This is a genomic window from Streptomyces sp. Ru73 (assembly GCF_002920575.1).
In the GTDB taxonomy this organism is placed as follows: domain Bacteria; phylum Actinomycetota; class Actinomycetes; order Streptomycetales; family Streptomycetaceae; genus Streptomyces.
The window spans coordinates 1-25,366 of record NZ_PQSQ01000081.1 but is presented as its reverse complement, the minus strand read 5'-3'; the positions used below and the strand labels follow the sequence as shown (position 1 = coordinate 25,366).

Sequence of the window (25,366 nt, the reverse complement as noted above, 5' to 3'; positions counted from 1 at the left end):
GCGGCGGACCGCATACGAAAGCCCTGCCGGGACCGGTCCCGGCAGGGCTTTCGTGCAGGGCCGTCGGGCGGCCGCTGGGCTGGTCAGAGCCGCTCAGGCGTCCTGATGCCCAGGAGGGACATGCCCTTGTGGAGGGTGCGGGCGGTGATGTCGCACAGGAAGAGGCGGTTCTCGGTCTGCTCGGGGGTGTCCGCCTTCAGGACCGGGCACTGGTCGTAGAAGGTCGTGTAGAGGGACGCGAGCTGGTAGAGGTACGCGGTCAGCTTGTGCGGGGCGTACTCCTTGGCCGCCTCGGCGACCGTGTCGCCGAACGCGTCCAGGTGCAGGCCCAGCGCCCGCTCCGCCGGGGCCAGGGGCAGCTCCGGGTGCGGGACGGGGCCGGTCTCGCCCGCCTTGCGGAGGATGGACCTGATCCGGGCGTACGCGTACTGGATGTAGACCGAGGTGTCGCCGTTCAGCGAGACCATCTGGTCCAGGTCGAACTTGTAGTCGCGGTTCGCCGACGTGGAGAGGTCCGCGTACTTCACCGCGCCGATGCCGACCTGGGCGCCCCGCTCCTGGATCTCCTCCTCGGTGAGGTCGCGCGCCTTCTCGCGCACCACCTCGGCCGCGCGCTGCGCCGCCTCGTCGAGCAGGTCCTCCAGCCGGACGGTCTCGCCCGCACGCGTCTTGAACGGCTTGCCGTCCGCGCCGAGCACCGTGCCGTAGCCCATGTTGTGGGCCGTGACCCGGTCGTTCAGCCAGCCCATCCGGCGGGCCGTCTCGAAGACCATCTTGAAGTGCAGGGACTGACGCACGTCCACGACGTAGAGGAGGGTCGTCGCCTGCAGGTCGAGCACGCGGTTGCGGATCGCGGAGAGGTCGGAGGCCGCGTAGCCGAAGCCGCCGTCCGCCTTCTGGACGATCAGCGGGACCGGCTGGTCGTCCTTGCCCTTGATGTCGTCGAAGAAGACGACGAGGGCGCCCTCGGAGCGGACCGCGACGCCGGACTCCTCCAGCAGCCGGGCCGTCTCGGCCATCATGTCGTTGTACGCGGACTCGCCGACGATCTCGTCGTCCCGGATCTCCATGTCCAGCTTCTCGAAGACGGAGTAGAAGTAGACCTTCGACTCGTCCACGAACCGCTGCCAGAGGTCCAGGGTCTCCTTGTCGCCGGACTGGAGCGCCACGACCCGCTTCCGGGCCCGCTCCTTGAACTCCTCGTCCGCGTCGAAGACGGCGCGCGACGCCTTGTAGACCCGGTTCAGGTTCGACATGGCCTGCTCGCCGTCGACGTCCTCGGCCGGGGCCAGCTCGCCGGGGTGCTCGATCAGGTACTGGATGAGCATGCCGAACTGGGTGCCCCAGTCGCCGATGTGGTGCCGGCCGATCGTCTTCTCGCCGGTGAAGTCCAGCAGGTGGCGCAGCGCGTCACCGATCACGGCGGACCGCAGGTGGCCGACGTGCATCTCCTTGGCGACGTTCGGCTGGGCGTAGTCGATCACCGTGGTGCCGGGGTTCTCGGCGTACGGCACGCCGAGCCGGTCGTCCTCGGCCCGCGCCGCCAGCGTCTTCACGATCGCCTCGTCGGCGACCGTGATGTTGAGGAAGCCGGGGCCCGAGACCTCGACGTCCTGGATGAGGCCGGGCGCGGAGACGCCGTCCACGACCTTGCCCGCCAGCTCGCGGGGGTTGCCCTTGAGCTTCTTGGCGAGCGCCAGCATGCCGTTGGCCTGGAAGTCGGCCCGGTCACTACGTCGCAGCAGCGGGTCGGCGGCGCCGGCCTCCGGCAGGGCTGCCGAGAGGGCGTCCGAGACGCGCTGGTTGACCGTAGCGGCGAGAGAAGGGACCGAAGCCATGGAGTGCTGCCGTTCCGTCGGAGGAGAAAGGTGGTCGGGGTTTGCCGCCAGTATTTCACGGCGGTGTCGGCGGCCTCTCCGGATTTTGTCCCCGGCGGGCACCGGGCGCCGGGGGCATTGATCACGGGGGCGTCTGGGACAATGGAACGGCCAGGCCTGCGGCCTGGGCGGCCCCGCTCCGGATCACGCACCGAGCGCAGCAGGACCGCCGGGGTTCCGGGCCGGGCTCACGACCGTAAGCGATCACGTGATCGAGCATGTGATCGAGCGAACGCGCGAAGCAGAAGAGGAAGGGCCGACCGTGGCTCAGAGCACCGAGACAACCGACTGGGTCTCCCGTTACGCGGATGAGGTCATCGCCGAGTCGGAGCGTCGCGCGCCTGGCAAACCGGTCGTGGTGGCCTCCGGCCTGTCCCCCTCCGGCCCGATCCACCTGGGCAACCTCCGCGAGGTCATGACCCCGCACCTGGTCGCGGACGAGATCCGGCGGCGCGGGTACGAGGTCCGGCACGTACTGTCCTGGGACGACTACGACCGGTACCGCAAGGTCCCGTTCGGCGTCGAGGGCGTGGACGACTCCTGGGCCGAGCACATCGGCAAGCCGCTGACCAGCGTCCCGGCCCCCAAGGGCTCGGCCTACCCGAACTGGGCCGAGCACTTCAAGGCCGCCATGGTCGAGTCGCTCGCGCAGCTGGGCGTCGAGTACGACGGCATCAGCCAGACCGCGCAGTACACCTCGGGCGTGTACCGCGAGCAGATCCTGCACGCGATGAAGCACCGCGGTGAGATCGACGCGATCCTCGCCCAGTACCGCACGAAGAAGGCCCCGGCGAAGAAGTCGCAGAAGCCGGTGGACGAGGCCGAGCTGGAGGCCGCCGAGGGCTCCGGCGCGGCCGGTGAGGACGACGGCAGCGGCGGCGGCGCGGGCTACTTCCCGTACAAGCCGTACTGCACGGCCTGCGGCAAGGACTTCACCACCGTCACCGCGTACGACGACGACACCACCGAGCTCACCTACACCTGCACCTGCGGGCACGGCGAGACGGTGCGGCTGAGCGAGTTCAACGGCGGCAAGCTGGTCTGGAAGGTCGACTGGCCCATGCGCTGGGCCTACGAGGGCGTGATCTTCGAGCCCTCGGGCGTCGACCACTCGTCTCCGGGGTCGTCGTTCCAGGTCGGCGGGCAGATCGTCGGGATCTTCGACGGCAAGCAGCCGATCGGGCCGATGTACGCCTTCGTCGGCATCAGCGGCATGGCCAAGATGTCCTCCTCGAAGGGCGGGGTGCCGACCCCGGCCGACGCCCTGCAGATCATGGAGCCGCAGCTGCTGCGCTGGCTGTACGCGCGGCGCCGCCCGAACCAGTCGTTCAAGATCGCCTTCGACCAGGAGATCCAGCGGCTGTACGACGAGTGGGACCGGCTGGACGCCAAGGTCGCCGACGGCACCGTGCTGCCGGCCGACGCGGCGGCGTACACCCGTGCCATCGGGACCGCGGCGGGTGAGCTGCCGAAGACGCCGCGCCCGCTCCCGTACCGCACGCTCGCCTCGGTCGCCGACATCACGGCCGGCCACGACGAGCAGACCCTGCGCATCCTCAGCGAGCTGGACCCGGAGAAGCCGGTCGGCTCGCTGGACGAGGTCCGGCCGCGGCTGGACCGCGCCGAGCAGTGGATCACCAGCCAGGTGCCGGCCGACCAGCGGACCATCGTCCGTGAGGAGCCGGACGCCGAGCTGCTCGGCTCGCTGGACGAGCACGCCCGCGAGTCGCTGCGGCTGCTGCTGGACGGGCTGGCCGACCACTGGTCGCTCGACGGCCTGACGCACCTGGTCTACGGCGTGCCGAAGGTCCAGGCGGGTTACTCGGCCGACGCCACGGCCAAGGAGCTCCCGCCGGAGATCAAGACGGCCCAGCGGGCGTTCTTCGCGCTGCTGTACCGCCTGCTGGTCAGCCGGGAGACCGGCCCGCGACTGCCCACGCTGCTGCTGGCGGTCGGCGCGGACCGCGTACGCAAGCTGCTGGGCGCGTAACCGCCCGTACGAGCCGGCCCCGGGAACGCCGTTCCCGGGGCCGGAGTCGTTTCCGGGGCCGGAGCCGTTTCAGGTGGTCAGGCGATGTGCTCGCTGTCCAGCTGCTCCTCGCGCAGCCGGTGGCGGAACTCGCGCAGGTGCGGGCGGAGGTAGTTCGCGCTCAGCGGGCCGTCCCCGGTCTTGCTGGTGACGTTGTACGTGTTCAGCAGGTACGTGGCGAACTGATGCGGGTCCGGGAAGTCGTTCTTCTCGGCCACGTACGTACGGAACGCCACGTAGAACTGCTCCTCCCGGGGCAGCCCAGCGGGCAGCGTCTCGACGGGCGGGGTGGCCGGCTCGGGGGCGTACTCCGGCTCGGGCTCCGGCGCGGGCGCGGCTGCCGCGCGCTGCTCGGGAACCGGGACCGGCGCACCCGCGTTGCCGAGAGGACGACTACGACCGGGGGCGACGGGGATGGTGAGCGAGGGAGCGGCTTCCTGCGGGGCGGGGGCCTGCGCGGTGGTGCCCTGCGGGCTGGTGGCCTGCGCGGGGCTGGTGGCCTGCGGGGCCGTGGCTTCGGCCGGTTCGGCTGCCTGGGCCGTCTCGCTCCTCTGGGCCGTCTCGATCGCCGCGGTCGTGTCGGCCTTCGTGGCCGGCTCCACCGGCGCCGGGTGCTCCCTGGGCCCGCTGTCCGGTCCGTTGTCCGATCCGCGGTCCCGTCCGCTGCCCGCTCCGCCGTCCGGTCCGGCGATGGGCTCCGCGGTGGTGAGCTCCGCCGCCAGTCCCGCCGCCGCGAGTCCCGCCGGGACCGTCTCCGCCAGCGGCACCCCGTACCGGGCCAGCCGCAGCGGCATCAGGGACTCCACCGGGGCCCTGCGCCGCCAGGCGCGTCCGTACCGGGAGCGGAGCCGTGCCTGGTACACCAGCCGGTCCTGCTCCAGCTTGATCACCTGTTCGTACGAGCGCAGCTCCCACAGCTTCATACGGCGCCACAGGCGGAACGTGGACGCGGGCGCCAGCAGCCAGCGGGAAAGCCGGACGCCCTCCATGTGCTTGTCGGCGGTGAGGTCGGCGATCCGGCCGACCGCGTGCCGGGCGGCCTCGACCGCGACGACGAAGAGCACCGGGATCACCGCGTGCATACCGACCCCGAGCGGGTCGGGCCAGGCCGCCGCGCCGTTGAAGGCGATCGTCGCGGCGGTCAGCAGCCAGGCGGTCTGCCGCAGCAGCGGGAAGGGGATACGGATCCAGGTGAGCAGCAGGTCGAGGGCGAGGAGGACGACGATCCCCGCGTCGATGCCGATCGGGAAGACGTAGGAGAAGGCGCCGAAGCCCTTCTGCTCGGCGAGGGCGCGGACCGCCGCGTACGAACCGGCGAAGCCGATCGCGGCGATCACCAGCGCGCCCGCGACGACCACGCCGATGAGTATTCGGTGCGTACGACTCATCCGCATCGCGGCCACCCGCGATCCCTCCCCGCACTCGGCTGACTGGCGCGCCTAGCCTGGCACACCCGCGGTGCCGGGAGCGGGGAGGGCCGCAGGCGTTACCCGAGTGGTACGCCGGTGGCGGGCCCGTGGTCCGGGTATGCCCTACTTGTTCGCCTGGGCGATCGCGTTGACGGCCTGCTTCGCGGCCTCCTGCGCGTCCTTCACCATCTCGTCGGCGTCCGGGGTCTTGGCACCGGCCAGGCCGGCGCCGTTGAAGTTGATCGTGACTACGGCGTTGGCGGTACGGGCGACGAGCGTCTGGTTCTTGAAGTCGTTGCCGTCCTTCTTCAGGTCGTACGTGACCATCGTCGCCTGGTCGCCGATGTCCTTGGCGGGCTCGTTCTTGACGTTCTTCGCGCCGTCGGTGGCCTTGGCGGCGTCGACCTGCTTGTTGTAGAAGCCGGTGGCGCGCTTGTCGCCGGAGCCGAGCGCCGGGTCGGAGTCGTAGCGCTGCAGGTTGACCGCGAGCCAGCGGAACTGCGTGCCGTTGATGCCGCCCTTGCCCTGGCGCTCCTCACTGCTCCACGTGCAGGTGCCGTGCGCGGCGGTGTCGCTGCTCTTCCCCTCCTCGCCGTTCTCGTCCTTCACGGCGGGCAGCATCTTCTTGACGCGGTCCTTGGTGATGGCCTTGCAGGGGTCGGGGAGCTTCTTGTACTTGCCCGGTGCCACCTGCGGCGAGGACGAGCTCGGAGCCGCGGACTTCGAGGGGGAGGACTCCGACTTCTTGCCGGAGTCGTCGGAGCAGCCGGCGACAAGCATCACCGGTACGGCTGCGCAGGCGAGGTAGCTGGCGAGTCGCTTGGCTGAACGGTGCATGGTTCCTTCGCTTCATCGTCGTGCGAGCGGCCGTTGCGCGCGCGGGGCCGAGGTGGCCCCTCGGCGCACGGTACGCGGCGGCCGCACGCCGGTGGCCGATTCACGTCGTTACTCGCCGACGGTAACCGGTTACGGCGACCGTAACCTCTCAGCCGGTCCAGTGCGCGGCCAGCTCGGCGGCCAGCGTCTGCGCCTTTTCCTGCAGCTCACGGCGGTCGGGAAGGACCGACTTGTCGGTGGACCACTGGTCGTACTCAATGGTGACGATCACATTCGACGACCGGAAGACGACCGTGACGTCGCGGTGCACGCCGGAGTCGGCGGTGGCCAGCTTGTCGTCCAGGAAGGCGGCGTCACCGAGGTCGCTGAGCGCGCGCGGCGCGAGGCTCGCCGCGTCGTCGGGGGACTGAGTCGAGTCGGAGGAACCGGAGGAGTCGGGCGAACCGGAGGAGCCGGACGAATCCGACGCGCCGCCTTCGGCCGTACGGGTGCCGGAGGGGTGCGTGGCGTCGCCGGCGCCCTTGCCGGGCGTCTTCCCGTCGGCCTCGCCGGTGCGCCCCTTCGACTGCCCGGCCTCGCCGGATTCACCGGACCGACCGGACTGACCCGACTCGCCGGACCGGCCGCCCGTGGGGTCGGCTGCGGCGCCCTTGCCACCGGCGGGGTGATCACCGCGCGCGTCGGCCCCGCCGGTCGCCTGCCGCTCGTTCGCGCCCTGCTTCCCCTGCTCGCCCTTCGGGTCCTGCGTCCCGTCCTGCTTTCCGTCCGCGCCCTTGCTCGAGGACGGGGAGGGGGTGCGGACCGGCGGGGTCTTCGCCGTGTCGCTCGGGATGTGGGCCGCCAGCTCCTTCTTCGCGTACAGCTCCTGGGCCTTGTCGTCGTCGCTGGTGGACCCGTCGTACGACACGACGCGCTGCAGGTCGATGGTGAGGTGGCGGGAGCCCTCGGAGGTCTCGCGCTTCCACTGGCAGCCGACCCGGCGGTCGGTGTCGAAGGTGATGTCGGCCTGGCCGCGGTAGACCTTGTCGGCCTCGGCGCGGGTCTCCGGGGAGCCGTCGTTCGGCAGCAGGCTGCGCAGCGTGCTCCGGCCGGGCAGCCCGCACGGCTCGGGCAGCGAGTCGAACTTGCCCGGCTCGGCGACCGGCGCCGATGACGTGCTGTCGCCGCCCTTGCTGTCCTCGGCCCCCGCGTCGGCGTCGGAGCCGCTGGAACAGCTGGTGAGGATGGCGGCCAGCGCCACGGCGGCCGCCACGGCGGCCCCTCGTACGGACGACCTTCGCTGCACCGTCACCGGCTCCTTCCGTACGAAATCCGGTTGCCGCCCAGCAGCGGCTGATGGACACAATGTCTACCGCACGCATCGCCGCGCACGCCGGTCCGCCGTCGCTGATCGGGTGCTATGTCCGCGTTTTGCGTTTCCTTCTCTTTTTGAGTTTTCTGTCGTTACGGGGGAATGGGGAAGCCATGTCTTACGTGGAAGTACCTGGTGCTCAGGTGCCCATCCGCATGTGGACGGACCCGGCCACGGTCGAGGGCGCCGCGCTCCAGCAGCTGCGGAACGTCGCCACGCTGCCGTGGATCAAGGGCCTCGCCGTCATGCCGGACGTGCACTACGGCAAGGGTGCCACGGTCGGATCGGTCATCGCGATGCACGGCGCGGTCTGTCCGGCGGCGGTCGGCGTCGACATCGGCTGCGGCATGTCCGCGGTCAAGACCTCCCTGACGGCGAACGACCTTCCGGGCGACCTCTCCCGCCTCCGTTCCAGGATCGAGGCGGCCATCCCGGTGGGACGCGGGATGCACGACGACCCGGTGGACCCGTCCCGCCTGCACGGTTACGGCACGGCCGGCTGGGACGACTTCTGGACCCGGTTCGACGGCATCGCCGACGCGGTGAAGTTCCGCCAGGACCGGGCGGTGAAGCAGATGGGCACGCTCGGCTCGGGCAACCACTTCATCGAGTTCTGCCTGGACGAGGACGACGCGGTGTGGCTGATGCTGCACTCCGGCTCCCGGAACATCGGCAAGGAGCTGGCCGACTTCCACATCGGCGAGGCCCAGAAGCTGCCGCACAACCAGGGCCTGGTCGACCGCGACCTCGCCGTCTTCATCGCGGACACCCCGCAGATGGCGGCGTACCGCAACGACCTCTTCTGGGCGCAGGAGTACGCCAAGCACAACCGCGCGATCATGATGGCCCTCTTCCAGGACGTCGTCCGCAAGGAGTTCAAGAAGGCCCGCCCGACCTTCGAGCCGGTCATCTCCTGCCACCACAACTACGTGGCGGAGGAGCGGTACGACGGCATGGACCTGCTCGTGACCCGTAAGGGCGCGATCCGGGCCGGGAGCGGGGACTACGGGATCATCCCGGGGTCGATGGGCACCGGTTCGTACATCGTGAAGGGCCTCGGCAACGAGAAGTCCTTCAACTCGGCCTCGCACGGCGCGGGCCGGAAGATGAGCCGCAACGCCGCGAAGAAGCGTTTCTCCACACGGGACCTGGAGGAGCAGACGCGGGGCGTGGAGTGCCGTAAGGACTCCGGCGTGGTGGACGAGATCCCGGGCGCCTACAAGCCCATCGAAAAGGTCATCGACCAGCAGCGCGACCTGGTCCAGGTGGTCGCGAAGCTCAAGCAGGTGGTGTGCGTGAAGGGGTGACCCTTCAGCCGTGGAGGGGCGGCGGGCCGGGGAGTACCGGGCCGCCGCCCCTTCCGCGTGTCCGGGCCGGGGTCCGGGGGCGCGGGGTGGGCGCCGGGGCGGGTCATGCCGGTTGGGGGAGGGTGGGGTAGTCGGTGTAGCCGGTGGGGCCGCCCACGTACATGAAGTACTTGTCGCGTACGGGGTTGAGCGGGGCGCGCGTGCGGAGGCGCTCGACCAGGTCGGGGTTGGCGAGGAAGGGGCGGCCGAGGGCGATCAGGTCGGCGCCGGCGGACAGGAGGCGCCCGGCCGCGTGCAGGACGCCGTCGGCCGGAATCCGGTCGTCGGGCAGGACCGGGTTGCCGATGAGGGTGCCGGCCCAGCGCTTGCGGAGTTCGTGGAAGAGCGGCTGGTCCGGGTCGGAGCGGACGATGTGGAGGTAGGCCGGGAGGGCTTCCGGGCCGCCGGCCTCGGCGAGGGCGTCGAGGAGCGCGGGGTAGAGCGTGTCGGTGTCGGCCTCGGCGATGCCGTTGACGGTGCTTCCGGGGGAGATGCGCAGGCCGGTCCGCTCGGGGCCGATCGCGTCGGCGACGGCCCGCACGACCTCGACGACGAAGCGGATGCGACGCGCCTGCGAGCCGCCGTAGGCATCGGTGCGCCGGTTGGTGTTGGACGCCAGGAACTGGTGGAGCAGATGGCCGTTGGCGCTGTGCACCTCCACCCCGGCGAAGCCCGCGTCGACGGCGTTGCGCGCGGCGGCGGCGAAGTCGGCCACCGTGGTGCGGATGTCGTCGAGGGCCATCTCGCGGGGGACGACGGAGGGGCGGCGGCCGTCGGGGGTGTGGATCGTTTCCGGCAGCGGTACGGGGGAGGGCGCGACGGGGGTCAGACCGCTGTTGGCGGGGTGCCCCACCCGCCCGCCGTGCTGGAGCTGCAGGAACATCCGGCCGCCCGCCGCGTGCACGGCATCGGTGACCTGCCGCCACCCCGCGACGTGGGAAGCGTCGTGAATGGCGGTGATGTTGGGGTACGTCTGTCCCACGGCGTTCGGGGTCGACGCCTCGGCGATGATCAGCCCGGCGGAGGCGCGCTGTGCGTAGTACGTGGCCATGAGCGGGGTCGGGACGCCGTCGGCGGTGGCGCGGTTACGCGTCAGCGGCGCCATGACCAGGCGGTTGGGGAGGGCCAGGGGGCCGAGCCGGGCCGGCTCGAAGAGCCCCGTGCCGACGGCTTCGATCGCTGTGTTCTCCGGTGCTGTGTGCGTCATGCCGGTACGGTAGAAGCTGACATTGATGTCAGATTCAAGCCTTGGGGCGGCTCTCCGGTCTCCGGACGGGGCCGCCCGGCGACCCGGCGGACGAGGTGGGGGTACGGCATGCGGATCGGTGAGCTGGCACGGCGTACGGGCGTGAGCGAGCGGTCGTTGCGCTACTACGAGCAGCAGGGGCTCTTGGCGGCCGATCGTACGCCGGGCGGTCATCGCGATTACCCCGAGCGCGCGGTGGACCGGGTCATCCGTATCCAGGAGCTCTTCGCCGCGGGGCTGTGCAGCGCGAAGATCGTGAAGCTGCTGCCGTGCATGCGGGATTCGGACGGCGCGCCCTCCGAGATCGCCACCCCGAAGCTGGTCGCCGAGCTGACGACGGAACGCGACCGCATCGACCGCATGATCGCCGATCTCCAGCGCTCCCGTGACGTCCTGGAGGACGTGATCGACGTGGCGGCGGGGCGGGGCCGCTGACGGGGCGCGGACGGTACGCGTGCGGCCCGCGTGTGTGGCCGCCGGGCGCTCCGGGCGGCCCTGCGTCCTGCGGCAGAGCGAGGAAGGGGCCGGACCCCGCGGGGTCCGGCCCTGGTGCTCGGTCAGGCGCCGGGCTGGTTGTTCGGGTCGGCCGGCTGGTTGGGGGACTGGACCGGGCCGGCCGGGGGGCCTGCCTTGTACAGGGCCTCCCAGGTGGCCGGGGAGACGACGCCGTCGGGGACCAGGCCGTGGTCGGCCTGGAAGTGGGCGACGGCGGAGAGGGTGCCCGCGTCGAAGGCGCCGCTGAGCTGGTTCCAGCCCAGGTACTGGCGGTTGGCCAGCAGGCACTGGATCTGGGAGACCTGGTCGCCGGCGTCACCGAGGGCCACGGGGGCGCGGTCCTCGGAGAAGGCGCACGCGGCCGGGCCGTGGACGACGTTGTCGCCCATGGCGGCCGAGGCGGGGGTGGCGAGCAGGCCGGTGGTCAGCAGGCCCGCTCCGGCGGCCAGTACGGCCGCACGCTTGAGGGCCCTGGAGGGCTTGCGGAAACGGGGGGTGGGGATGCGAAAAGTGCTCACGCCCGCCCCCCTGCCCGGCGGGGCGAAAATCATGTGGGGTGATCGTTGTGGATCTTGTGAAGGTCCGCCGGTCGCGGTGTGCCCCGCGCGCCGCGGGGTAGGCCCCGGGGCTGCCGTTCTGCGCGTCCGTCGGATATCAGGCGGAGTTCGGCCGTCCTACGCGTCCGCCGGGTACCAGCGGAGCTCGACCGTGTTGCCGTCCGGGTCGCGTACGTAGAGGGACTCGGCCGTGCCGCGGGCGCCGAAGCGCTTGCCGGGGCCGTTGACGACGGTGAACACCCCGGAGTCGACGACCTGTTGCCAGTCCAGCGGCGCGACGACCAGGCAGAGGTGGTCGACGTTGGCGCGGGCCGGCGCCGCGTCCTCGCCGGAGGCCGCTTCCGGGGCCCGCACCAGGTCGATGATGGTCGTCGGGCTCACCCGGACCGACGGGAACGGCACCTGGCCGGCCCGCCATTCGTCCACCCGCACCGGTTCGAGGCCGAGCGGCCCGCAGTAGAAGTCCAGCGCGCGTTCGACGTCGGCGACGTTGAGGACCAGGTGGTCGAAGGCGGTGACGGTCACGGGGGCGGAGGCGGCGCGCATCGGGACTCCTTCATCGGGGCACGGACACCAGGAACGTATCCGCGTGCGGCGGTGCGCGCATCGGCCGTTCGGCCTCCGTCGAGCGGCCTCCGCCGTGCGGGAGGTACCGGGCGCGGTGGTCCTAGGACCACCGGCCGGGCGGGCGGTCAGCGCTCGCGGTGCACCTTGGTGTTGGAGGCCTGCGCGCGGGGCCGGACGACGAGCAGGTCGACGTTGACGTGGGAGGGGCGGGTGACCGCCCAGGCGATCGTGTCGGCCACGTCGTCGGCGGTCAGCGGCTCGGCGACGCCCTCGTACACCTTCGCGGCCTTCTCCGCGTCGCCGCGGAAGCGGGTGAGCGCGAACTCGTCGGTCCGCACCATGCCGGGGGCGATCTCGATGACGCGTACCGGCTGTCCGCACAGCTCCAGGCGGAGCGTCTCGGCGAGGACGTGCGCGCCGTGCTTGGCTGCCACGTAACCGCCGCCGCCCTCGTACGTGCCGTGGCCGGCGGTGGAGGAGAGGACCACGACCGTGCCGTCGCCGGAGGCGGTCAGGGCCGGCAGCAGCGCCTGCGTCACGTTGAGCACGCCGAGGACGTTGACCTCGTACATCGCGCGCCAGTCGGCCGGGTCGGCGGTGGCCACCGGGTCCGTGCCGAGCGCGCCGCCCGCGTTGGCGACCAGCACGTCGCAGCGGTCCAGGGAGGCGGCGAAGGCGTCGACGGCGGCGCGGTCGGTGACGTCGAGGGCGTACGCCTCGGCGTGCGGCAGCTCGGCGGCGAGCGCTTCGAGGCGGTCCTTGCGGCGCGCGACCAGGATCACGCGGTAGCCGGCCTCGGCGAGCTTCCGTGCGGTCGCGGCACCGATGCCGCTGCTCGCTCCGGTGACGACGGCGGTACGGGCGGCGGCGGTCATACGGGCTCCTCGGCGTACGGACGTACGGATGCGTGTGCGAGCGGGCGGTACGCGCTCAGGATATGCGCGGCGGGACGGGGCTTCGGGGGACACCGGACCGGCCCCGGGCTGTCCGCCCCGGCCTCACCGGCCCCGTGGTGCGTACATGATCAGGGCCATGCCGGCCAGGCAGACGAGGGCGCCGGTGATGTCCCAGCGGTCGGGGCGGTAGCCGTCCGCGACCATGCCCCAGACCAGCGAGCCGGCGACGAAGACGCCGCCGTACGCGGCCAGGATGCGGCCGAAGTCGGCGTCCGGCTGGAGCGTGGCGACGAATCCGTACGCGCCGAGGGCCAGGACGCCGGCCCCGGCCCACACCCAGCCGCGGCTCTCCCGCACGCCCTGCCAGACCAGCCAGGCACCGCCGATCTCCAGGAGCGCGGCGAGGACGAAGAGCACGGCGGAGCGGAAGATCGGCATACCGGCAGTATGCCGACCGCCCGCGCCGGCTCCGGACCGGGCGTTCAGCCCCCGGCCGGTTCCTTCTCCGCCGGTCCCGTCCAGGGGAGCAGGGCCGCAGCGAGCGCGTCGGCGCGTGCCGCGCGGTCGATGGTGTCCGTGGCCCACGCGATGTAGCCGTCGGGGCGGACGAGCAGTGCGGTGCGCCGGCTGCCGCGCCAGGTGGCGTGCACCAGGCGGCTCGTGTCCCGGCCGCCCAGCTCCGGCGTCTCGTACGCCGGGGTGATCAGCACGAAGCGGTTGCCGCGCAGCGCTTCGTACAGGCGGCCGCCGTCGGCGAAGCGGATGTCGGGCGCGCGCCGCCCGGTGAGCGGGTGGTCGCCGCGGCCGCGCCGGTACGCGATGCCGATGCCGGAGACCTGCGCGATGGCGCGGCGCGTCACCGGGGGCAGCCGCTTGGCGACCTGTGCGGCCAGCGCGCCGGCGACGCGCTGCGCCCGGGTCTGGAGCAGCGCGAACCGGATGAGCGCGCCGCTGGACCGCAGCACCAGGCGGCCCACCGGGTGCCGTTCGGCCTGGTAGCTGTCGAGCAGGTCCTCCGTGGCCCGGCCGCGCAGGACGGCGATCAGCTTCCAGCTGAGGTTGGCGGCGTCCTGCAGGCCGGTGTTCATGCCCTGGCCGCCGGCCGGCGAGTGGACGTGGGCTGCGTCGCCCGCGAGGAACGCGCGGCCCACGCGGTACTCGGGGACCTGCCGTTCGTCGCTGTGGAAGCGGGAGGTCCAGCGGGCCTCGTACATGCCGTAGTCGGTGCCGTGCGCGATGCGGGTGAGCTCGCGGACCTCGTCCAGGTCCGGCGGACCGGCCTCGGGGGCCTGCCGGTGCCGGTGCCAGGCGATCACCCGGAACAGGCCGTCGCCGATGCCCGCGACGAGCGCGAAGGCGTCCCCGTCGGCCTTGGCGACGAGCGGCTCGGCCGGTTCCCCGGTCATCCGTACGTCGGCCAGCACGACCGACTCGATGACGGACTTACCGGGGAACGGCAGGCCGAGCGCCCGGCGCACGCCGCTGTGCACGCCGTCGGTGCCGACGAGGTAGGACGCGCGGTACTCGCCCGTGGCGCCGTCCGTGGTGCGGACCGTGGCCGTCACGCTGTCCGCGTCCTGGCGGATGCCGGTGAGCTCGGTGCCGTACGCGAAGGTCACGCCGGCCTTGCGGGCCCGCTCCTCCAGTACCCGCTCGACCTCGAACTGCGGGGTGACCAGGACGAACGGGTAGCGCGTGTGCAGCGTGGACGGGTCCATGCGGACGTCGCCGAACAGCTGGAGCGAGGTCACCGGGCGGCCGGTGGCGAGCACGTCCTCGGCCAGGCCGCGCGCGTCGAACTGTTCGAGGGTGCGGGCGTGCACGACCAGGGAGCGGGTGAGGTTGCTGATCCCGGGTGCGCGCCGCTCCAGCAGGGTGACGCCGAGGCCGGCCTCGGCGAGGTCACCGGCGAGCAGCAGGCCGGTGGGCCCGGCACCGACGACCAGGACGTCGGAGGCCGGGTGGGGGGCTGTCGTGCGGGTCGTGCCGGTTGCGCGGTTCATGGCCGCCTCCTGTGCCAACGGTTGTTGGTCAACGCTTGTTGGCAACGTACGGCGGCAGCCCTGGCATGTCAACAGCCGTTGGCCTACGCTTGTTGGCATGCCCGACAGAGAGCCCTCCGCCACCGAGTCCCCGGCCCGCCCCCGCCGCTCCGACGCGACCCGCGCCGCGATCCTCACGGCGGCCCGCGAGCGGTTCGCCGCCGACGGGTACGAGCGCGCGACCATCCGGGCCATCGCCAGGGACGCGGGCATCGACCCGTCGATGGTCATGCGCTACTACGGCAACAAGGAGGGCCTGTTCGCCGCCGCCACCGACATCGACCTGCGGATGCCGGACCTGAGGGAGGTGGACCGCGCGCAGCTGGGCGAGCGGCTGGTGCGCCACTTCCTGGACGTCTGGGAGCACGACGAGCGGCTGACCGGCATGGTGCGGGTCGGCGTCACGGTCGACGCGGGCGCCGAGCGGGTGCGCTCCATCTTCCGCGACCAGCTGGGGCCGGTGATCGCGGCGGTCTGCCCGGTGCCGGAGGAGGCGGCGGTCCGGGCCGCGCTGATCGCCTCGCAGATCCTGGGCATGGCGCTGGCCCGCTACGTCGTGCGCATCCCGCCGGCCGCGGGCCTCGGCCGGGAGGAGGTCGTCGCCTGGCTGGCGCCGACGGTGCAGCGGTACCTGACGGCGGAGCGGCCCTGAGGGCGGCCCGCTTCCGGCGGCACGGGTGCGCGGGAACGCCCGTTGCCGCGGCTCCCGGCCTCAGAGTGGCGTGGCGGCCTGCAGGACCAGGAAGAGCGCGACCGTGGCGTTGACGGAGGAGAGGGCCGAGGCGAGCGTGCCGGCCGCCGCGACCAGGGTGGCGAGCCCGGCCGGGGTGAGCGCCGGGGGCAGGCTGCGGGCCGGTGGTACGGGACCGAGCAGCGCGGCCACCCGGCGCGGCACGGGCCCCGGAGCGGCGAACGACGCCAGGCCCGCCAGCGGGGCGCGGCCCGTGACCAGGGCCGCCTTGCCCACCGCGCGCGCCGTCACCCGGCGGTCGCCGACCGCACGCGCCGCCTCCTCGTCGGCCCAGCGCTCGGTGCAGAACTCCGTCGCCGTGCGCAGCGGCCGCAGGAACGGGTTGGCGCGGGCCGCGAGCTGCACGGCCAGCAGGTAACGGTGGTGATGGCCCGCCAGGTGAGCCCGTTCGTGCGCGAAGAGGGCGCGCCGCTCGCGCGAGTCCAGCCGGTCCAGCATCGCCGTGGAGACCACGATCCGGCCCCGGCCGCGGCTCCGGCCGTGGCGCCTGGACGGCAGCGCGTACGCGTACGCCGCGGTGTCCGGCAGGACCGCCACCCGCGAGCCCGGCAGCCCCGCCAGGGCCCGGGCCGCGCGGCGCCGGACGCGTACGTGGCGCCAGGCCGTCCGGCCGCCCGCCACGGCCACCGCGCCCAGCGCCGGGATCGCGGCCTTGCCGGCGACCTCGTCGTACGGGACGGCCGCGCGGACCTCCGGGTCGGACCAGCCGTCCGGCAGCGGGTTGCCGGGCAGCTGCGCCGTGCCGACGACCATGATCAGGCCGAGGCAGACCGTGCTGCACACGGCCAGTACGGCCGCGACGCCGGCCAGCAGCCGGGTGGCGCTGCGGGGGTGCAGATGCTGTTCGGCCAGGCGCGCGACCGGCCATGCGGTGAGGGGGAGGACCAGGGGCAGGAAGACGAAGACGCCCACCGGTCAGCCCTCCGGCGTCTGTTCCGGCGTGCCGGTGCCGTCGGCCTCCGGGCCGTCCGCTGCCTCGTGCAGCAGGCCGCGCAGCAGCCGCTCGTCGTCGGCGGAGAGGGCGGTGACGAAGCTGGCCAGGACCGCTTCCCGGTCGGTCTCGCCGTCCAGGACGCGGCGCATGCGCAGCGCGGCGAGCCCGGCCTCGTCGGAGGCGGCCTGCCAGACGAACGAGCGGCCCGTGCGCTCGCGGGTGACCGCGCCCTTGGCCAGCAGCCGGGAGAGGATGGTCATGACGGTGGTGTAGGCGAGGTCGCCGTCGAGACGTTCCTGCACCCAGGCCGCACTGGCCGGGCCCGGTGCGCGCCGCAGCACCGACAGGACCTGTGCCTCCAGCTCGCCCTGGCCGCGCCGGCGGCCGCGGGAGTCGCGCTCGTGCCGCCCCTCGCCCGCTCGCCTGCCCGCTCCGCGGTCCACTCCGCCGTCTCCCTCCGCCGCCCGTCCGCACGCCTGCGCGTACGTTCCGTGGGGCGGCCATCGTACTGAGGGAAGCCCACGGCGTACGCCCGGCCGCCCCGCCTTGTTTCTACAGTGCTGTAGATTCGAGGCGGCCAGGCAGCGGGGCGGAAACGGGGGACACGATGGCGCGGTCGGCGCGGAACGGCCTGCGGGCACGGGACACGGCGGACTTCGAACGGCTGCTGGAACAGGCGCTGCACACCGGCGCGATCGCGCGTGCCGTACGGGCCGATCCCACGGGCGGGCTCGCCCGGCGGCTGCGGAGCGACGCGCTCGCCGAGGCCGTCCTGATCGCGGAGGCGGCAGCACCGGAGTACCGGACGTACCTCGCCCTCCGGGAAGCAGCGGAGGGCGGCAGCAGCGCGGACGCGGAGGGCTTGGTGAGCGGCGAAGGGGCCGATGGAGGCTCGGACGCGGCGGCGCGGCGCGGGCGCGGGCTGCTGCCGCTGTTCGGCGTGCTGGTGCCGGGCCTGGCCGCCGCGTCGGCCGTCGTCTTCTTCCTCCTCGGCTATCTGCTGCGGCCGGCCGCTTCGCAGCGCGCGCTGGCGGACGCGCTGCTCACCGCGGGGCAGGTGGCCGTGGTGGTCACGGCGGTGTCCCTGGCCTGCGGCGTCGCCGGGCTGCTCGGCACCGCGGCCCGGCACAGGTCCGGCGCCGACGACGCGCCCGGCGAGCGGCTGCGGCGGGCGCGCGAGGACTGGCAGCTGGCCCTGCTGCAGCGCGGGATCGTGCCGCACCTGGAGCGGCGGCTGCGGTCGGCGCCGCCGGCCGGACGGGACGCTGCCCGCCCCCGGCTCGGCTACAGCAGCCCGGACTACGCGGCCCCCGACTACGCCGCACCGGATTACGCGAGCCCCGACTACGCGAGCCCCGACTACGCCGGACCCGACTTCAGCGGCCCCGATTCCGGGCCGCGGCGCTGAACAGTACGCTCATGGTGCCCTCCGCGCGGAGGGGGAAGAGAGGACCGGGGATGTTCGGGATCAGTGAGATCGCGCTGCTCCTCATCGTTGTCATCGTGCTGCTCGCGGCCAAGCGGCTGCCCGATCTCGTACGGTCCGCCGGCAAGGCGACCCGCATCCTGAAGAGCGAGGCCAGGGCGATGAAGGACGGCGTGCACCCGGACGACGACGGTCCGCCGCCGCGCACGATCCGCGCCCGGCCCGGCGACGTGATCAGCTCCCGCACGCACGACGACGCGCCCCGCCCGCAGGGCGAGCCGGGGGCCCGCAGCTGAGTGCCGCGGGCCGCGCCCGGCTGCCGGTCAGAGGTCGAACTCGGCCGGCGGAATGTCCAGCGCGTAGCAGACCTCCCGCACGACGGCCTGCTCGGTCTTGTCGAAGTCGCCGTCGGCACCGCCGATGACGATGCCGATCTGGATGACGGCGCGCGCCTCGACCGGCTTCTTCTTCACCTTGCCGATCTCCTGCATGACGCTCACCTTGCCGAAGTCGAAGTCGGCGATGAGCTTGTCGAGGTAACCGTCGAAGCGGCGCTGCAGGTCGTCCGCCGGGAAGTTCTGCAGCACCTCGTTCGACATGATCAGCTGGGCCACCCGGCGGCGCTCGGACGGGTCGACGGTGCCGTCCGCCGCGGCCACCAGGGCACACATCGCCATGCTCGCGTCCCGGAAGGCCCCGCTCTTGAGGTCGTTCTTCTTCGCGACCAGCTGGGTCTGCATCGTCTGTGCCGAGTCCTTGATCCGGTCCCACAGAGCCATCTGAATTCTCCTCGTCCTGCCTCGTCCGCTGCGCACGGCTGCGCAGAGCTGAAATCTACACACTTGTAGAAGTTGACGGCGCGGACCGGCCCGGGCGGCCGGTGCGGTGGGGTCCGTCGTGATGCTCAACGTGCCCGTGGGACGAATCGTGCCCGTGAGATCCGTACGGTCGCTCACGTGCGCGTGCCGGGCGCGGAGGAAGGGGGAATCGCGGGAGGGGGCCGGCCCGGTCAGTCCTCGGTGCCGAGCCGCAGCCGGCCGTCGACCACCTCGTGGGCGACGTCGGAGAGCCGCCGGCGGTGGGCGCGGGCGTAACCGCGCAGCAGCGCGAAGGCGGCGTCCATGGTGATCCCGTGGCTGTTGGCCAGCACGCCCTTGGCCTGCTCGATGATCACCCGGCTGACCAGCGCGTGCTCCAGCTGGCTGCTCAGCGTCCGGCTCTCCTGCAGTTCCCGCTCGCGTATCAGGGCGAGCGCGGTGAAGTCCGCGAGGGACTGGGCGAGCGTCCCGGCCTCCTCGGACACCGGTCCGTCCGCGGGGGAGCTCAGCAGGACGAGCGCGCCCAGCGGGCGCTCGTGGCTCCGCAGCGGAAAGGCGGCGGCGTGGGTGTACCCCAGCTCCAGCGCCCGCGGTGCGTACCGGGGCCAGCGCCGCAGGGCCGCCCGGCTGCCGAGCGCGATGGAGGGGAGCGGCCGGCCGCTGCGCCGGGTTTCGGTGCCCGGGCCCTCCTGCCACTTCAGCGCCTCCTGCTTCAGCAGCTGCGCCCCGTCGTCGGAGCCGGCCACCTGCGGCTCGGCGCGGTCGTCCAGGGCCGCCACCGTGCCGACCGCGTGCACGCCGAGGAGCGGCGGGCCGCACCGGGCGAGCCTGGCCAGCAGCTCGGGAGCCTCCAAGGGCGTGCCCGCGCTTCCTCCGGACAGTTCCACGAACACATCGGCGATCCGTTGTGCCGGTGTCGTCATGACGCCCCCTTCAGGCGAGTCGCAGCGCTCCGCGAACATTGCGCCATCTTTGCCTCTCAGGCAAGGCGAAATTCACCACGCACGATCCGCAGCGCCATTTCGTTGACGGGTACCCCGTCCGCATAGGCCTTTGCCTTGATCAGCGCGAGTGCGTCACCCACCGGGCAATGGTGCTGCACGGACACCATCCCGGCGGCCTGGTGCACGGTGTCCCGGTGGTCCGTGCCCCCGTAGAGCTCGGGGTCCGCGTCCGGACCGAGCAGCACCGTACGCACCAGGGCCTCGGTGATCTCGGTGAAGACCGCGGCCGTGGCAGTGCCGGGCCGGGGGTCGAAGACCGCCAGCGAACCCAGGCACCCGTCGGGCGTCTCCAAGGGTACGGCGATCACCTCGCCGAAGCCGAGTGCCGTGACGGACGGGCCGTAACAGGGCCACAGCTGCTCTATGTCCCGCCCGCTGGCGGCGATGCGGCGGCGCCCGGCGGCGGCGTCCCGGCACGGCCCCTCGCCGAGGATGTACTCCAGGTCCTGGGCGGCCCGCGAGGCGTGGTCGGAGGCGGCCACCGCGAGCTGGCTCTGGTCGGAGCCGATCAGGGTCAGCGCCGCGCTGTCCGTGCCGCAGGCGTCCGCGACCACGCCCATGAAGGGCGGGGGCGGCTCTTCCGGCCGGCGCTGCGCGGCGAGCCGGCGGGCGTACGCCTCCTGGAGTTCGGCTGAGGACCGGTGGCACGCTGCCGACCTGCGGTGGCTGGCGGCGATCTGCGCATGGACCACTGATCCGGTCCGGGCGGCCAGCGCCTCCTGGCGCTCGGCCTGTGCCTCGGCCCGGGCAGCGCGCTCCCGCGCCGATGCGGCGCGGTGCCACGCGACCGCCGCGTAGCCGGACGGACCCCCGGTTTCCATGTGTGCAGAGTACCGCCGCCTCCTTCAGGAGGCGGCTTCGTCACGCACTTCTTCCATCAGCAGGACGACCCCGCCGTTGTAGCCGTCGAACGGCGAACACGACACCGTGCAGCGGATGGAGCGGCCGATGCGGTTCACGGCAGGGAGCGCGACGGGACCGGTGCGCCGGCCGTCGGCCAGGCAGTCGTGGACCATCGTCCGCACCTTCTCGGCGGGCAGCCCGAAGTCCAGCGAGAAGAAGGGCTCGTCGGTCACCTCGTCCGGGCGCAGGCCCCACAGCTCGGCGGCGCCGCGGTTCCAGCTCTTGACCCGGGTGTCGTTGTCCAGGACCACCACACCGGCGGCGATGCTGGTCAGGACGCCCTCGAGGAAGGCGCGGGTCTGGTCCAGCTCCTCGCTGCGGACCCGCATCTCCTCGTTCATGGTCTCCAGTTCCTCGTTGCCGGCCTGGAGTTCCTCGTTGGTGGTCTCCAGCTCCTCGTTGGTGGACTGGAGTTCTTCGTTGGTGGTCTCCAGCTCCTCGATGCTCGACTGGAGTTCCTCGTTCGTCGTCTCCAGCTCCTCATTGGTGGACTGCAGCTCTTCGTACGCGGTCTCCAGGTCCTCCCGCACCCGCTTGACCTCCGACTTCAGCTGCGTGGCCACGGTGACGTCGGTGAACGTGATGTGGGTGGCGGCCGGCATGCCGTTGGCGGCCAGCAGCGGCTGGATGAGGATGTCGAAGTACTGCGTCTCCTCGCCCACCCGGCGTTCGGCACCGTTGACGCGCAGCGTCCGGCGTTCGTGCGTGGACTGCTCGATCAGGGAGCGCAGCTCGACCGGGCGGTAGGAGATCTCCAGGTCCTGGAACGGACGGCCGATGTCGTTGGCGGTCAGCGCGAACTGGGTGCGCGCGTTGTTGTTGATCATCACTACGGTGCCGTCGATGTCGACGGCGAGGGACGGGGCGGGCGACGCGTCGAGGATCAGGTCGCGCAGCTGGCGGTTGCGGGCGATGGAGTGGACCTCGCCGCCGCTGCTCGGGCGCAGCTTCACCGGCGCCGGGCTGTACGGCAGACCCGAGTCGCCGGGGCGGCGCCGGAACACCCGCTGCCGCATGCTCATGACCTCGAACCGGTCGGAGTCGTTGAGCAGCATCTCCGCCTTGCCCAGGAAGAGGTGGCCGCTCTCGCGCAGCGCGAAATGGAAGCGGTCGACGATCTGCGTCTGCGCCTCGACGTTGAAGTACATCAGCGTGTTGCGGCAGACCAGCAGGTCCAGGCGGGAGATGGGGGCGTCGCGGGTGATGTCGTGGCGGCCGAAGATGACCCGGCGGCGCAGGTCGGGACGGAAGCTGTACTGCGTGCCGTTCTGGTCGAAGTAGCGCTCGCGCAGGTCGTTGGGGAGCGGTTCCAGGGCCTTGGCCGCGTACAGGCCGGTCCGCGCGTCGCGCAGCGCCTCCTCGTCCACGTCGGTGGCGTAGATCTTGACCCGCTGCAGCGTCTCCTCCAGGCCCAGCGTCTCGGCGAACATCATCGCCAGGGAGTACGCCTCCTCGCCGCTGGAGCAGCCGGCGCTCCACACCCGGATCTCGCGGTCGGGCGCCACCTGGGAGAGCAGCTCGGGCAGCACCTCGTGCTGGAGGAAGGTCCAGGCCTCCGGGTCGCGGAAGAAGGAGGTGACGTTGATCAGGATGGTGTTGAACAGCGCGCCGAACTCGTCGGAGCTGGTCTCCAGCAGGTCCCGGTAGTCGTCGTAGGTGTCCGCCGACACGTCGGCCATCCGCTTGCGGATGCGGCGGCCGAGCGAGGACCGCTTGTAGCCGGTGAAGTCGAAGCCGCGGGCGTCTCTGAGGAATCCGAGAAGCGACTCCAGACCCTCGTCGATCTCGACTTCCCGATTCTCACCCATCATCGCCTCTTGGTTTTCCGACCAGGCCGCGGATCACCGCGGCGATTTCCTCCAGCGGCAGCACGTAGTCGGTGAGTCCCGCGCCGACGGCCGCCTCCGGCATCCCCCTGAATTCTGCCGTGCGGGGATCCTCGGCGATGACGGTGCCACCGCGGTCCTTCACCGCGGCGACACCCGTCGCCCCGTCGCTGCCCGTGCCGGTGAGCACGCAGGCGATGGCGCGCGGCCCGTACACCGCGGCGACCGACTCGAAGAGCCGGTCGGCGGAGGGCCGCACGAAGTGCACCGGTTCGCTGCGGGAGAGCTTCAGGACGCCGCCGGGGCCGATGAGGAGGTGGTGGTCGGGCGGGGCGAGGTGGACCGTGCCCGCCCGTACCCGGTCCTCGTCCTTCGCGAGCTCGACGGTGAGGGCGGAGCGGCGGGCGAGGATGTCGGCCAGGTAGGTGTCGTGCCGGGGGTCGAGGTGCTGGACGACCAGCACCGGTACGGGCAGCTCAGGGCCCAGCTGTTCCAGGAACACGCTCAGGGCGCGGATGCCGCCGGCCGAGCAGGCGACCGCCACGATGGCGAAGGGGCCCGGTGCGGGCTCGGCGTGGTCCGGAGCGGGCGCGTCTGCCGTCACACCGGTGAGCCTAGTCGACCGGCCGCCTCGTGGCGCGGAGTGAAAACCGGGCGGCGAGGGCCGCCGACGCGGGGGTACGGGCCGGACTGCGCCGGCCGTCCGGCACGCCGTCCGCCGGTCAGGGCCACACCAGGCAGTACGCCTGATGACCCGCCTCGTGCAGACGGTGCGAGAAGTCCTGCCACTCGTGCAGGAGGCGGTAGACGGCGAAGGCATCACGCGGGCCGCCGCGGTCGGGGACGGTGGACCAGATGAAGGCGGCGGCGCCCACCGACTCCTCGCCGACGCCGCGCAGCGGATCCACGACGGTCATCGGAAGCTTCACCACGGCGTAGTCGGGGTGCAGGACGACCAGTTCGAGCGGCGGGACCTTGGACAGGGGTATGCCCTCGATGCCGGTCAGCACCATGGCGGCCATCGTCTCCGGCTTGATCTTGGTGAACATGCCGCCCATGCCGAGCTCGTCGCCGCCCAGCTCCTCGGGGCGCATCGAGATGGGCACCCGGGCCGCCGTGGCGCCGTCCGGAGCGCCGAAGTACTTGTACGTCACCCCCATGCGCCCGCCTCTGCTGCTGGTCCCGCTGTTGTCCGCCGCGCCGCCGGTCGCGGCACCGCCGTGCTCCGTACGGTCCTGCTCGCCGCTGTACCCGGCTCGCCGGTGGCGTCCTCGCCGGGCGCGCTCCGGGCCCCGGTCGCCGGTCCCTTCGCCCAGTTCGCCACCGCGATGCATATCTCCACCCGACCACTCGCAGCCTCAGCCGCGCAACCCGATCATCGTCTCAGAGACCTCCCCCGTCACCGGCGTGTGAAACGCCCGGCCGCGCGCCCCCGTGCGCCTCTGAGACCATTGCTTGCGTGACTCACTCGTACGATGCCCCAGTTTCGCAGACGCTCTTCGACCGCGCGGCCGTCGTGACGCCCGGCGGCGTGAACTCTCCCGTGCGCGCGTTCCGCGCCGTGGGCGGTACGCCCCGGTTCATGGTGTCCGGTACCGGTCCGTACCTCACCGATGCCGACGGTCGTGAGTACGTCGACCTCGTGTGCTCGTGGGGGCCGATGATCCTCGGCCATTCCCACCCGCAGGTCATCGACGCCGTGCAGGCGGCGGTCGCCCGCGGCCTGTCCTTCGGCACGCCGGGCGCCGGCGAGGTCGAGCTGGCCGAGGAGATCGTCGACCGGATCGAGCCGGTCGAACAGGTCCGCCTGGTCTCCTCCGGCACCGAGGCCACCATGTCCGCGATCCGGCTGGCCCGCGGCTTCACCGGCCGGCCCAAGGTGATCAAGTTCGCCGGCTGCTACCACGGGCACGTGGACGCGCTGCTGGCCGCGGCCGGCTCGGGCGTGGCGACCTTCGGGCTGCCCGACACGCCGGGCGTCACCGGCGCGCAGGCCGGGGACACCATCGTCCTGCCGTACAACGACATCGAGGCCGTGCGTGCCGCCTTCGCCGCGCACGAGGGCCAGATCGCCTGCGTGATCACCGAGGCGTCGCCCGGCAACATGGGTGTGGTCCCGCCGCTCCCCGGCTTCAACCAGGGCCTGAAGGACCTCTGCTCCGCCAACGGCGCGCTGTACATCTCCGACGAGGTCATGACCGGCTTCCGGGTGAGCAAGGCCGGCTGGTACGGCATCGACGGGGTGCGCCCCGACCTGATGACCTTCGGCAAGGTCATGGGCGGCGGCTTCCCGGCCGCGGCGTTCGGCGGCCGCGCCGACGTGATGGCCCACCTCGCCCCGGCGGGCCCGGTCTACCAGGCGGGCACCCTGTCCGGTAACCCGATCGCCACCGCCGCCGGCGTCACGCAGCTGCGGCTGCTGGACGACGCGGCGTACGAGAAGGTCGACGCGGTCTCCGCCGAGCTGCGCGGGCTGGTCTCCGAGGCGCTGACCAAGGAGGGCGTGGCGCACCGCGTGCAGGTCGCGGGCAACATGTTCTCGGTCTTCTTCTCGGACGAGGACGTCACCGACTACGACAAGGCCAAGGCGCAGGAGTCCTTCCGCTTCACGCCCTTCTTCCACTCGATGCTCTCCCAGGGCGTCTACCTCCCGCCGTCCGCCTTCGAGTCGTGGTTCGTCTCCACCGCGCACGACGAGCGGGCCGTCGAGCGGATCGCCGCCGCGCTGCCGGCCGCGGCCCGGGCCGCCGCCGAGGCCACCGCATGAGCGGCACGCACGGCAGCGGTGACGAGATCACCGTCGTCCACCTGATGCGCCACGGCGAGGTGCACAACCCCGATGGCGTCCTCTACGGGCGGCGCCCCGGGTACCACCTCTCCGACCTCGGCCGGCAGATGGCCGACCGGGTCGCCGAGCACCTCGCCGACCGGGACATCACGCACGTCGTCGCCTCCCCGCTGGAGCGGGCGCAGGAGACGGCCGCACCGATCGGCAAGGCGCACGGGCTGGACGTCGACAGCGACCCGCGGCTCATCGAGGCGGCGAACATCT

At 72.5% G+C, this 25,366-nt stretch carries 26 protein-coding genes; 8 read left to right on the top strand and 18 right to left on the bottom strand.

Going from position 1 to position 25,366, the window contains the following annotated elements; translation table 11 throughout:
* Positions 1–83: 83 nt before the first annotated feature.
* Complete coding sequence (argS, locus tag C3486_RS27720) at positions 84–1,838, bottom strand: arginine--tRNA ligase (RefSeq protein ID WP_103835508.1); 1,755 nt, start codon at positions 1,836–1,838, stop codon at positions 84–86.
* A gap of 262 nt (positions 1,839–2,100) precedes the next feature.
* On the opposite strand from argS, the gene lysS reads away from it, so the two are divergent.
* Positions 2,101–3,867 (top strand): lysine--tRNA ligase, encoded by a 1,767-nt coding sequence (gene lysS / locus C3486_RS27715; RefSeq protein WP_374936924.1) that lies wholly within the window; start codon positions 2,101–2,103, stop codon positions 3,865–3,867.
* A 77-nt stretch (positions 3,868–3,944) separates the two neighbouring features.
* Here lysS and C3486_RS27710 read toward each other — a convergent pair whose 3' ends face one another.
* The 3 genes from C3486_RS27710 to C3486_RS27700 form a co-directional block, all read right to left on the bottom strand.
* On the bottom strand, positions 3,945–5,294 hold the full coding sequence (locus C3486_RS27710) for a DUF2637 domain-containing protein (protein ID WP_181138726.1): 1,350 nt from the start codon (positions 5,292–5,294) through the stop codon (positions 3,945–3,947).
* 144 nt (positions 5,295–5,438) lie between these two features.
* On the bottom strand, positions 5,439–6,152 hold the full coding sequence (locus C3486_RS27705) for a DUF3558 family protein (RefSeq protein ID WP_103835506.1): 714 nt from the start codon (positions 6,150–6,152) through the stop codon (positions 5,439–5,441).
* A 148-nt stretch (positions 6,153–6,300) separates the two neighbouring features.
* The gene (locus C3486_RS27700; protein WP_103835505.1) at positions 6,301–7,443 is read right to left on the bottom strand and encodes a hypothetical protein; all 1,143 of its coding nucleotides are present in this window, start codon (positions 7,441–7,443) and stop codon (positions 6,301–6,303) included.
* A 173-nt stretch (positions 7,444–7,616) separates the two neighbouring features.
* On the opposite strand from C3486_RS27700, the gene C3486_RS27695 reads away from it, so the two are divergent.
* Complete coding sequence (locus C3486_RS27695) at positions 7,617–8,810, top strand: RtcB family protein (RefSeq protein WP_103835504.1); 1,194 nt, start codon at positions 7,617–7,619, stop codon at positions 8,808–8,810.
* A gap of 103 nt (positions 8,811–8,913) precedes the next feature.
* On the opposite strand, the gene C3486_RS27690 is transcribed toward C3486_RS27695, so the two are convergent.
* Positions 8,914–10,056, bottom strand: a complete 1,143-nt coding sequence (locus tag C3486_RS27690) for an alkene reductase (RefSeq protein ID WP_103835503.1) — start codon at positions 10,054–10,056, stop codon at positions 8,914–8,916.
* Positions 10,057–10,164: 108 nt separating this feature from the next.
* On the opposite strand from C3486_RS27690, the gene C3486_RS27685 reads away from it, so the two are divergent.
* Entirely contained in the window at positions 10,165–10,530 is a 366-nt protein-coding gene (locus C3486_RS27685; RefSeq protein WP_103835502.1) for a MerR family transcriptional regulator, read from the top strand.
* 122 nt (positions 10,531–10,652) lie between these two features.
* On the opposite strand, the gene C3486_RS27680 is transcribed toward C3486_RS27685, so the two are convergent.
* The 5 genes from C3486_RS27680 to C3486_RS27660 form a co-directional block, all read right to left on the bottom strand.
* Positions 10,653–11,108 carry a peptidoglycan-binding protein gene (locus C3486_RS27680; RefSeq protein ID WP_258053031.1) on the bottom strand — a complete coding sequence of 152 codons (456 nt, stop codon included), beginning with the start codon at positions 11,106–11,108 and terminating at the stop codon, positions 10,653–10,655.
* 156 nt (positions 11,109–11,264) lie between these two features.
* Entirely contained in the window at positions 11,265–11,672 is a 408-nt protein-coding gene (locus tag C3486_RS27675; RefSeq protein ID WP_103835519.1) for a VOC family protein, read from the bottom strand.
* A gap of 167 nt (positions 11,673–11,839) precedes the next feature.
* On the bottom strand, positions 11,840–12,589 hold the full coding sequence (locus tag C3486_RS27670; RefSeq protein WP_103835500.1) for an SDR family NAD(P)-dependent oxidoreductase: 750 nt from the start codon (positions 12,587–12,589) through the stop codon (positions 11,840–11,842).
* A 123-nt stretch (positions 12,590–12,712) separates the two neighbouring features.
* Entirely contained in the window at positions 12,713–13,048 is a 336-nt protein-coding gene (locus tag C3486_RS27665; protein ID WP_103835499.1) for a YnfA family protein, read from the bottom strand.
* A 44-nt stretch (positions 13,049–13,092) separates the two neighbouring features.
* Positions 13,093–14,613, bottom strand: a complete 1,521-nt coding sequence (locus C3486_RS27660; RefSeq protein ID WP_103835498.1) for an FAD-dependent monooxygenase — start codon at positions 14,611–14,613, stop codon at positions 13,093–13,095.
* Positions 14,614–14,710: 97 nt separating this feature from the next.
* Between C3486_RS27660 and C3486_RS27655 the strand changes: the two genes are divergently transcribed.
* The gene (locus tag C3486_RS27655) at positions 14,711–15,304 is read left to right on the top strand and encodes a TetR family transcriptional regulator (protein ID WP_103835497.1); all 594 of its coding nucleotides are present in this window, start codon (positions 14,711–14,713) and stop codon (positions 15,302–15,304) included.
* 60 nt (positions 15,305–15,364) lie between these two features.
* Here C3486_RS27655 and C3486_RS27650 read toward each other — a convergent pair whose 3' ends face one another.
* A complete protein-coding gene (locus tag C3486_RS27650) occupies positions 15,365–16,315 on the bottom strand; it encodes a M56 family metallopeptidase (protein ID WP_103835496.1) in 951 nt (316 codons plus the stop codon).
* Between the two features lie 3 nt (positions 16,316–16,318).
* On the bottom strand, positions 16,319–16,780 hold the full coding sequence (locus C3486_RS27645) for a BlaI/MecI/CopY family transcriptional regulator (protein WP_103835495.1): 462 nt from the start codon (positions 16,778–16,780) through the stop codon (positions 16,319–16,321).
* A gap of 164 nt (positions 16,781–16,944) precedes the next feature.
* Here C3486_RS27645 and C3486_RS27640 point away from each other — a divergent pair, with 164 nt between their 5' ends.
* The gene (locus tag C3486_RS27640; RefSeq protein ID WP_103835494.1) at positions 16,945–17,745 is read left to right on the top strand and encodes a hypothetical protein; all 801 of its coding nucleotides are present in this window, start codon (positions 16,945–16,947) and stop codon (positions 17,743–17,745) included.
* A gap of 50 nt (positions 17,746–17,795) precedes the next feature.
* The gene (locus tag C3486_RS27635; RefSeq protein ID WP_103835493.1) at positions 17,796–18,059 is read left to right on the top strand and encodes a twin-arginine translocase TatA/TatE family subunit; all 264 of its coding nucleotides are present in this window, start codon (positions 17,796–17,798) and stop codon (positions 18,057–18,059) included.
* A gap of 27 nt (positions 18,060–18,086) precedes the next feature.
* On the opposite strand, the gene C3486_RS27630 is transcribed toward C3486_RS27635, so the two are convergent.
* From C3486_RS27630 to C3486_RS27605, 6 genes are all read right to left on the bottom strand, one after another.
* The gene (locus C3486_RS27630) at positions 18,087–18,542 is read right to left on the bottom strand and encodes a tellurite resistance TerB family protein (RefSeq protein WP_103835492.1); all 456 of its coding nucleotides are present in this window, start codon (positions 18,540–18,542) and stop codon (positions 18,087–18,089) included.
* Positions 18,543–18,772: 230 nt separating this feature from the next.
* Entirely contained in the window at positions 18,773–19,504 is a 732-nt protein-coding gene (locus C3486_RS27625) for an ANTAR domain-containing protein (protein WP_103835491.1), read from the bottom strand.
* A gap of 56 nt (positions 19,505–19,560) precedes the next feature.
* A complete protein-coding gene (locus tag C3486_RS27620) occupies positions 19,561–20,406 on the bottom strand; it encodes an ANTAR domain-containing protein (protein ID WP_103835490.1) in 846 nt (281 codons plus the stop codon).
* Between the two features lie 24 nt (positions 20,407–20,430).
* Positions 20,431–22,299: a CheR family methyltransferase gene (locus C3486_RS27615; RefSeq protein ID WP_258053030.1), complete on the bottom strand. Its 1,869-nt coding sequence runs from the start codon at positions 22,297–22,299 to the stop codon at positions 20,431–20,433.
* Positions 22,289–22,918 (bottom strand): chemotaxis protein CheB, encoded by a 630-nt coding sequence (locus tag C3486_RS27610; protein ID WP_258053029.1) that lies wholly within the window; start codon positions 22,916–22,918, stop codon positions 22,289–22,291. The genes C3486_RS27615 and C3486_RS27610 overlap by 11 nt, the downstream gene beginning before the upstream one ends.
* 118 nt (positions 22,919–23,036) lie before the next feature.
* Positions 23,037–23,648, bottom strand: a complete 612-nt coding sequence (locus C3486_RS27605) for a hypothetical protein (protein ID WP_103835487.1) — start codon at positions 23,646–23,648, stop codon at positions 23,037–23,039.
* A 125-nt stretch (positions 23,649–23,773) separates the two neighbouring features.
* Between C3486_RS27605 and hemL the strand changes: the two genes are divergently transcribed.
* Positions 23,774–25,081 carry a glutamate-1-semialdehyde 2,1-aminomutase gene (gene hemL, locus C3486_RS27600; protein ID WP_103835486.1) on the top strand — a complete coding sequence of 436 codons (1,308 nt, stop codon included), beginning with the start codon at positions 23,774–23,776 and terminating at the stop codon, positions 25,079–25,081.
* Positions 25,078–25,366 (top strand): histidine phosphatase family protein (locus C3486_RS27595; RefSeq protein ID WP_146075071.1); only part of this gene is annotated, 289 nt, incomplete at its 3' end. The genes hemL and C3486_RS27595, both read left to right, overlap by 4 nt.